At 70.0% G+C, this 6,240-nt stretch carries 6 protein-coding genes; 3 read left to right on the top strand and 3 right to left on the bottom strand.

Annotated elements, in window-relative coordinates; genetic code table 11:
- Nucleotides 1-84 precede the first annotated feature (84 nt).
- From ACTIF1_RS11415 to ACTIF1_RS11405, 3 genes are all read right to left on the bottom strand, one after another.
- The gene (locus ACTIF1_RS11415; protein ID WP_439596540.1) at nt 85-981 is read right to left on the bottom strand and encodes a carbohydrate ABC transporter permease; all 897 of its coding nucleotides are present in this window, start codon (nt 979-981) and stop codon (nt 85-87) included.
- Between the two features lies 1 nt (nt 982).
- Entirely contained in the window at nt 983-1,909 is a 927-nt protein-coding gene (locus ACTIF1_RS11410; protein ID WP_439596539.1) for a carbohydrate ABC transporter permease, read from the bottom strand.
- 72 nt (nt 1,910-1,981) lie between these two features.
- Nucleotides 1,982-3,340, bottom strand: coding sequence for an ABC transporter substrate-binding protein (locus tag ACTIF1_RS11405; RefSeq protein WP_439596538.1), 1,359 nt, complete (start codon nt 3,338-3,340; stop codon nt 1,982-1,984).
- Nucleotides 3,341-3,523: 183 nt separating this feature from the next.
- On the opposite strand from ACTIF1_RS11405, the gene ACTIF1_RS11400 reads away from it, so the two are divergent.
- The 3 genes from ACTIF1_RS11400 to ACTIF1_RS11390 are packed head-to-tail and all read left to right on the top strand — an operon-like array spanning nt 3,524 to nt 6,240.
- Nucleotides 3,524-4,645 (top strand): NAD(P)/FAD-dependent oxidoreductase, encoded by a 1,122-nt coding sequence (locus ACTIF1_RS11400; protein WP_439596537.1) that lies wholly within the window; start codon nt 3,524-3,526, stop codon nt 4,643-4,645.
- Nucleotides 4,642-5,619 carry a threonine ammonia-lyase gene (locus tag ACTIF1_RS11395; protein WP_439596536.1) on the top strand — a complete coding sequence of 326 codons (978 nt, stop codon included), beginning with the start codon at nt 4,642-4,644 and terminating at the stop codon, nt 5,617-5,619. The genes ACTIF1_RS11400 and ACTIF1_RS11395 overlap by 4 nt, the downstream gene beginning before the upstream one ends.
- Nucleotides 5,620-5,625: 6 nt before the next feature.
- The gene (locus ACTIF1_RS11390; protein ID WP_439596535.1) at nt 5,626-6,240 is read left to right on the top strand and encodes a DUF1345 domain-containing protein; all 615 of its coding nucleotides are present in this window, start codon (nt 5,626-5,628) and stop codon (nt 6,238-6,240) included.

Raw genomic sequence — 6,240 nt, 5'->3', positions numbered from 1 at the left:
GGGCCCTTTGTCCTTTGGGGGGGGGTGCAGGGGGCGGCGCCCCCTGCGAACCACGCAGCGCCACCAGCGCCCATCCTCACCCCGCTAGCCCTTCGTCGCGCCGGCGGTGAGGCCGGCGATGTAGTAGTCCATGAGGAAGGCGTAGACGATGACGGGTGGGAGGGCGGCGAGGAGGGCGCCGGCCATGATCTGGCCCCAGGCGAAGGTATCGGCGCGCACGAGCTGGGAGACGACGCCGATGGTCAGCGGCATCTGGTCCGGCGTGGTGACAAAGGCGGTCGGGTAGACGAAGGCGGCCCAGGAGACGGTGAAGGCGAAGATGGTGGCGGCGATGATGCCGGGCAGGGCCACGGGGATGAAGATCTTCAGCAGCATCTGCGACCAGCTGGCGCCGTCGATCAGGGCGGCTTCGTCGAGTTCCTTGGGGATGGAGGCGAAGTAGCCGATCATGATCCAGGTGCAGAAGGGCACGGTGAGTGTCGGGTAGACAACGACGAGGCCCCAGGAGGAGTTCAGCAGCCCGAGCCCGCCGACGATCTGGTAGAGCGGGATGAAGAGCAGCGTTTCCGGGATCAGGTAGGTCAGGAAGACGCCGGTGGCGAGCGCCTGGCTGCCCCAGAAGCGCATGCGTGCCAGGGCGAAGGCGGCGAGGGTCGAGATCACCATGGTCAGCAGCACGACGCAGAAGGTGATCTTCGCGCTGTTCCAGAAGAAGGTCAGGAAGGTCGGGTTGCCGAGGATGGCGGTGTAGTTCTCCAGCGTCGGGTTGCGCACCAGCCAGGGGTTGCCGGAGAGGTTGGCGACTTCCGCGCTGGTCTTCAGGCTGGTGATGAACATGTAGACCGGCGGCGCCAGGAAGATGATGGCGGCGAAGATCAGCGAGATATAGGCCGTCCACAGCGCCCAGCGGCGTTCGGAGGAAAGGCTGCCCGCCTTGTGGTAGAGGCCGGGCAGGTCACGGGTGGCACCGCTCGCGCTCATCTCACGCTTCCTCCTTGTTCCGGCGGGTTACGCCGCGCAGCACGAAAAAGGCGAAGATCGCCAGCAGCGGGAACATGAAGAGGGAGACGGCGGCGCCGCGCGGCACGTTGCCGGACAGGATGCCCACCTGGAAGGCGTAGGTGGCGAAGACATGCGTCAGGTCGCGCGGCCCCCCATTCGTCAGGACTCGAACAATGTCGTAGTTGGCAAAGGTGACGATCAGGCTGAACAGCACGGTGATGCTGATGATGTTGCGCATCATCGGCAGGGTCACGTAGCGCAGCCGCTGGAAGCCGGTGGCGCCGTCGATGGCCGCGGCCTCATACAGCTGCTCCGGCACGGATTTCAGCGCGGCCAGGTACATGATCATGAAGAAGGGCGCGCCGTACCAGACATTCACGATGATGACGGAGACGCGCGCCCACCAGGGCTCGCCCAGCCAGGGCACGGAGGGCACCGCGAAGACGTTCAGCAGGTAGTTGATCGAGGAATAGCTGGGGTCGAACATCCACCACCAGCCGAGCGTGGACAGCGCCGGCGGGATCACCCAGGGGATCAGCAGCATGCCGCGCCACTTGCGCTGCCCCTTGGCGGGGATGTCGTGCAGCATATGGGCCAGCCAGAAGCCGATCAGCGCCTTCAGCAGCACGGCGCTGACGGCGAAGATGCAGGATTGCAGGATCACCATGTAGAAGGTGTCCGTATCCAGCAGAATGGCGAAGTTCTCGAGGCCGATGTTCCGCACCATGGTGCGGTTCAGCGTCGAGAGATACATGGCATAGAGGGCCGGATAGGCGACCAGCCCGCCGATCACGATGATCAGCGGCAGGGTCATCAGGAAGGCGATGGTCGATCGCCGTCGCGTGAACCTCTGGAGGGAGGTCACCCCCTCGCTTCGCCCCGCCAGCATGCTGCCATCCGCCGCCATGCGCGCTTCTCCCCAGATGCGGCTGCAAAAAGGGGCGGGACGCCGTGTTGCGCCCCGCCCCGGTCAGGCGGTTCAGCCGCGGGCGAAATTGCGCAGCTCGCGCTCGGCCCAGGTCAGCGCCTGGTCGATCGTCTCGCCGCCCTGGGATACGCGGGCGACCAGCTTGGTATTGATCGCCTGGTTATAGGCCTGCACGGCGATTTCCGCCGGCGCCGGGGCGAAGGCGACGGATTGCGTCGCATTGTGGTGCGGCTTCAGCGGGTAGTTGTAGACGACGCCGACGGGCGGGCCTTCGGTGCGCCAGATGTCGAAATTCGCCATGGTGCCGAAGGGCGGGATGTCGTAGCCGCTGCTGGTCGTCGTCTGCCGCTCGGCGGAGGTGCGGTCGGAGAGGAATTCCAGCAGCTGCTTGGCCGGCCCCTTGTTCCGGCTGAAGGACCAGATGCCCCAGAAATACGGCAGGTAGGGCGTGAAGCGCCCGGCCGGGCCGGCCGGCATCGGGAAGGTCCAGCACTTCTCCGCCACCGCCGGCGCGTCGCGCTTGGCCACCGCCCAGGTGGAGGGCGGGTTGAAGATGAGGGCGGAGCGGCCGGAGATCAGCGCGCGGTTGTTGCTGGCATCGTCCCAGGCCCAGACGTCGTTCGGCAGGAAGCGCGCCAGCTTCACCAGGTATTCCAGGCCGGCGCGCACGCCGGGGTCGCGGCGGACCGTCACGGTGCCGCTCTCGTCGATGAACTTGGCGTTGTAGCTGCGGAACAGCGCGCCCACCCAGTCCACCGCATCCGTGAAGCTGCCCATCGGCAGGCCGAAGGAGAAGCCGGCGCCGTGGCACTTCTCGGCCGCCGTCAGGAAGGTATCCCAGTTCCACTGATCGACACCCGGGCCGGTGCGGTCCTCCGCCGGATACATGGCGCGGACATCGAGGCCGGCATGTTCCTGCAGCAGGTCGAAGCGCGCCAGGCAGGGCTTCTGCTGCGTGCCGGAGACAGCCGGAATGGCGCGCCAGGCCCCTTCCCGCTTGGCCAGGAACTCGGCCGCCGGATTGATCGGGCCATATTTCGCGACCAGCCGGCCGATCACGTCATCCACCGGCTCCAGCAGCCTGGCATGGGCCGAGGGCTCCCAGGTCGGGAAGGAGAGGATGTCGTGGCCGCTGCGGGCCTGGGCCTGGGCGGCGATGGTTAGCAGGTTCTGGTTGCCGACGGAGGTGATGAAATCCACCTGCACATCGACCCGGTTGTTGCGCCCCCATTCGGCGCAGAGCTCGCGCATGATGCCGTTGCCGGCCGGAACCCAGTGGTCCCAGAAGCCGCAGCGCAGCGTGGTGGTCGCCTGGGCATGCACCGCGGGGGCGGCAAGCGTGCTTCCCGCCACGGTGGCCAAGGCACTGGCGCGCAGCACATCGCGCCGGCTCATCCCGTCGAATGCCATCCGAACCTCCTCCCTCACGGCCGGTTCTCCGGTCCGCCTTTTTCCCGATGGCAGGTTAGTCAGGCCCCGACGAAGCTTGCAACCTTCCATGACGTTGCTTTGACGATAGGATTGCCCGGAGAGCCCCGGCCGGCCCCCTGGCGCAGGATTGACCGGCCCGGCGGCGCCGCGGACCATGCGGGCATGGACACCCAGGATTTCGACCTACTCGTCATCGGCGCCGGCATGGCGGGCGCCACCGCCGCCGCGCATTGCGCCGCCACCGCCCGGGTGGCGCTGATGGAGGCCGAGGAGACGGCCGGCTATCACAGCACCGGGCGCTCCGCCGCCATCTGGATCCAGAACTACGGACCACCGGATGTCCGCCGCCTCTCGGCCGCCTCCCGCGCCTTCTTCGCTTCGCCCCCGGCCGGCTTCGCCCCCGCGCCGCTGCTCGCGCCGCGCCCGGTGGTCACCCTGGCGCCGGCCGAACAGGCCGAGGCGATGCGCGCGATGCTCGCGGCCGGGGATGGGCTGGAGGAGATCGCGCCCGAGGCCGTCGCCGCCATGGGACCACCGCTGCGGGCGGGCTATGCGGTCTCTGCCGCCATCGAGCGGGATGCCTTCGATATCGACGTGGCCGCCCTGCATGCCGGCTTCCTGAAGACGGCGCGGGCGGCCGGCGGCGTTCTGGCGCTGCGCTCCCGCGCCGGGCGCATCTGGCATGACCGCGGGCAATGGCATGCCGAGGCCAGCAGCGGCGCCGTCTTCCGCGCACCCGTGCTGGTGAATGCCGCCGGCGCCTGGGGCGATGAGGTGGCGGGCCTGGCCGGCGTCACGCCGCTCGGCCTGCAGCCGAAGCGGCGCACGGCGCTCATCATCGACCCGGGCCGGCATGATTGCAGTGGCTGGCCGCTGATCGGCGATGCGGCGCATTCCTGGTACGTGCGGCCGGAGGCGCGGCGCAAGCTGATGGTCTCCCCGGCCGATGAGACGGACATGCCGCCGCATGACGTGCAGCCGGAGGAGATGGACATCGCCATCGCCATCGACCGCATGCAGCAGGCGCTGGATATCCCCGTGCACCGCGTCGAGCACCGCTGGGCCGGGCTGCGCAGCTTTACGCCCGACCGCAGCCTGGCGATCGGCTTCGACCACCAGGCGCCCGGCTTCCTCTGGATGATCGGCCAGGGCGGCTACGGCATCCAGACGGCGCCGGCGGCCGGCCGCCTGGTGGCCGGGCTGGTGGCCGGCGCGGTGGCGGAGGATCTGCTGCCCGTGCTGGCCCTGGTGGACCCCAATCGCTTCGCCAAGGTGACCGCATGACCGCGCTTCCGACCCATGCCGATGTCCGCGCCGCCGCCGCGCGCATCGCGCCGCACATCATCCGCACGCCGATGCTGCGCCATGCGCTGCTGGACCAGCTCACCGGCGGCACCATCCTGGTGAAGCCGGAGCCGCTGCAGCGCACCGGCAGCTTCAAGCTGCGCGGCGCCACCAATGCGGCGCTGCAGATGCCGGAGGCCGCGCGCGCCGGGGGCGTGGTGACCCACTCCTCCGGCAATCATGGCCAGGCCGTGGCCTGCGCCGCGGCGATGCTGGGCATGCCGGCGCTGATCGCCATGCCGATGGATGCGCCGGCCATCAAGGTGGAGAGCACCCGCCGCTGGGGCGCCGAGATCACCTTCTTCGACCGCAAGACCACGGACCGGGAGGCGCTGGCCGCCCGGCTGGCCGAGGAGCGCGGCGGCACGGTGCTGCCGCCCTTCGACCACCCCGACGTCATCGCCGGCCAGGGCAGCCTGGCGCTGGAGCTGTTCGCGGATGCCGCAAGCGCGGGGCTCACGCTGGATGCGCTCGCCGTCTGCACCGGCGGCGGCGGGCTGGTCGCGGGCTGCGCCCTGGCGGCGGAGGGTGCCTCCCCCGCCACGCGGATCTGGGCGGTGGAGCCGGAGGGCTGGGATGACACCCGCCTGTCGCTGGAGGCCGGCACCCGCATCGCCAATGACGGGGAGGGTGCGACGCTCTGCGATGCGCTGCTGTCGATGCGCCCGGGCGCGCTGACCTTCGCGGTGAACCAGCCGCGGCTGGCGGGCGCCGTGGTGGTGACGCCCACCGAGGTCTTCGCCGCCATGCGCTTCGCCTTCGAGCATCTGAAGATCGTCGCCGAACCGGGCGGCGCGGTGGCGCTGGCTGCCGTGCTGGCGGGCAAGGTCGAGACCCGGGGCCGCACCTTGGGCGTCGTGGTCAGCGGCGGCAACGTGGACCCTGCGGTCTTCGCGCAGGCGCTGGCGGGCTGAGGGCGCATGCGCCGGGACCTGCTGGGCGGGGCGCTGGCGCTGGGCCTGGCGGTCGCGACGGCGGCGCACGCCACCGGCGCAGCGCGACTGCCCTCCGCGCTGCTGCTCGGCTGGTGCGCCGCCGCCGCCGCCTGGATCGCGCTGGTGCTGACGCGCCGGCGCGCCCATACGGCGCAGGGGCTGCGGCAGCAGGCGGCGGCGCTGGATGGCAATCGCTGGACCATGCTGGGCGCGACGCTGAGCGCGGCACTGGCCTCGCTCGCCGCCGTGGCCTGGGCGCTGGTGGAGGCGCCGCGGCCGGCGCCGACGGGCCTGCTGCTGCTGGGCCTCGGCACCATCGCGCTGTCCTGGCTGTTCCTGCAGGTGCTTTTCGCCGTCCACTACGCGCATGCGCATTGGCGGCACGGCAAGGGCATCGCCTTTCCCGGCAATGCCCAGCCGGATTTTCCGGAATTTCTCTACTTCGCCTTCACGGTCGGCATGACCTTCCAGGTCTCCGATGCCACAACGGAAACGGCTGCGATCCGGCGGCTGGTGCTGCTGCACGGGCTGCTGGCCTTCCTGTTCAACGCCGTCATCCTGGCGGCGGCGGTGAACCTGGCGGCGACGCTGGCGGGTTAG

It is taken from the genome of Falsiroseomonas sp. (genome assembly GCF_051860665.1).
Lineage (GTDB): Bacteria > Pseudomonadota > Alphaproteobacteria > Acetobacterales > Acetobacteraceae > Falsiroseomonas.
This window is presented reverse-complemented; position numbering and strand designations above follow the sequence as displayed.